General features: G+C 65.5%; 1 protein-coding gene and 1 pseudogene. Both read left to right on the forward strand.

Annotated features, from left to right (window positions below; translation table 11 throughout):
- Positions 1 to 511 (forward strand): DUF932 domain-containing protein (locus PQQ96_RS41870; protein WP_408303259.1); only part of this gene is annotated, 511 nt, incomplete at its 5' end.
- 156 nt (positions 512 to 667) lie between these two features.
- Positions 668 to 2386, forward strand: a pseudogene (locus PQQ96_RS41875) (ParB/RepB/Spo0J family partition protein); the annotation flags it as partial.

Below are 2386 nucleotides of genomic sequence, written 5' to 3' on the forward strand. Positions count from 1 at the left end.
CGGGACAAGCTCTTATCAGATGCTGGGGGGCGTCTACAGATTTGTTTGCCAGAACGGCATCGTCGCGGGCGAAACCGTCGGCGAAGTACGCGTTCCCCACAAGGGCTCCATTGTGCAGAACGTCATCAACGGCGCATTCGAGGTGCTCGACGGCTTCAACCTGATCCGCGAACAGAAGGACGGCATGCGCGCCGTGACGCTCACCCGCGACGAACAGCACGCCCTAGCCCGCTCCGCGCTCGCGCTGCGCTACGACCCGACCGACGCGGAAGCGCCCGCCCCGGTCACCGAAAGCCAGTTGCTTGCCCCGCGCCGCTTCGAGGACCGCCGCGACGACCTCTGGACCGTCTTTAACCGGATTCAGGAATCCTTGACGAAAGGTGGCCTGCACGGGCGCTCGCGCAGCGGACGCTCCATGTCCACTCGCCCCATCACCGGCATCGACCAGAACGTGAAACTGAACCGCGCGCTGTGGATGCTCGCGGACGCGATGCGCCAGATGAAGGCGTAAGCACGGCACGGGCGGCAGCCCATCGCCGCCCGATCCCGATTCATTCCGTCAGGATTCCTATCCGGATCCAGCCCTGACCGCCTCCTGCAGCACCGCGACCCGGAACCTTCCTTTTTCTATCTGGAGTGAATCATGCAAACCGAAGTCAACACGCAAATGAACGACACCGCAAACGCCGCCGGAGCCGACACCGCCACGAACGCGGCGGCTAACGCTGCGCCGCTGCTCGAAACCAGTTTCGGCAACGAGCAGCCGATCGTGACCGTGCCGTATTCCGCCCTGCGGCGCTCGCCGCTCAACGCCCGCACGAAACCACTATCTGGCATTGACTCGCTCGCCACGAACATCAGGGCGAAAGGGCTGCTGCAAAACCTGGTCGTTCACGAGATGAAGGGCTCGCGAGGCAAACATCGCAAGCTTGGCGTCTGTGCCGGACAGCGCCGACACGCCGCGCTCGACCTGCTGTTCGGGCAGAAACACATCGCCGCCGACTACCCGGTGCCGGTGCGCATCGTCAGCGACGGCGAAGCCCTCGCCATTTCGCTGATCGAGAACAGCGAACGCGAAGGACTCGACCCGTTCGACGTGCTGCGCGCCTACCGGATGCTGGCCGGGGAAGGTCGCAGCGTCGATTACATCGCGGCGCTTTTCTCGGCTGCGCCGATCACGGCAAAACGGCGCATGAAGCTCGCCAGCGCCTCTCCGAAGCTGCTTGCCCTGCTGCGCGAGGATGCCATCACGCTTGACCAGCTCGCCGCGCTTGCGCTCACCGATGATCACGAAACGCAGGAGCGGGGTTCGATGCAAACGAGTGGCAACGCCAGCCCAACTATCTGCGTCAGGCGATCACGCGCACCGAGATCGACGCGAGCCGCAGCCGTCTGGTGCGCTTCGTGGGGCTGGATGCCTACGAGGCAGCGGGAGGCTACGTGCGCCGTGATCTCTTCAGCGACGATGAAAACGCCGGATACATTGCCGACGCCGAACTGCTGCAGCGTCTCGCCGCACAGAAGCTCGACGCCGCCGCCGAAGCAGTCCGAAGTGAGGGATGGGGCTGGGCTGAGGGCCGCATCGAGCGCGACATGTTTGAACTGAACCGTTACGGCAGGCTGCAACCGGTGCAACGCGCCCTCACCGACGACGAACAGTGGGAGATGGACACGCTCACCGCACAGCAGGACGAACTGGCCGGACAGTTTGACGCCCTCGGGGAGGAGGACGAAAACGCTTACGAGGAAGCCGAACGGCTCGAAACCGAAATCGACCGGGTGAACGCCGCCCTCATCGCGCTCGAAAGCCGCCTCGTCATGTGGGACGCGCAGCAGATGGTCGAGGCAGGCGCGTTCGTGATCCTGAGCCCGCAGGGCGAACTGGTGGTGGAACGGGGTCTGGTGCGCCGCGAGAACAGCGCAGCACTGGATGCGGCGGGCGCGACCGTAACTGGCACGCCGGAAGCGTACAGTGAACCGGACAGCGCAGCACAACCGGCGCAGAAGGAGAAGCCGGTTCACAGCGCGAAGCTCTGCCAGCGCCTGACCGCGCACCGTACCGCCGCCGCTCATGCGGAACTCATCGCGCAGCCGCGCATCGCACTCGCCGCCCTTCTGCATCGCGTGGTTCCGGAAGTCTTTCCGGAGCGGTACGGGCTCGGCTTCGCGCCGCATGTGCTGGCACAGTCCTGCAACAGCAACTGCGACAAGCGGCTCGGCGCGGCGGACGACCTCCCCGCCACCACCACGTGGGGCGTCATCAAGGCGCAGCACGAGCGCTGGGGCCGTGAACTGCCCACGCGGCGCGCGGACCTGCTGCCGTGACTGATCGAACAGGACCCCGGCACGACCCTGCTGGACCTGCTCGCCTTCTGTACTGGCACCC

This window comes from Paraburkholderia sediminicola (genome assembly GCF_046027825.1).
Taxonomy (GTDB): Bacteria; Pseudomonadota; Gammaproteobacteria; order Burkholderiales; family Burkholderiaceae; genus Paraburkholderia; species Paraburkholderia sediminicola_D.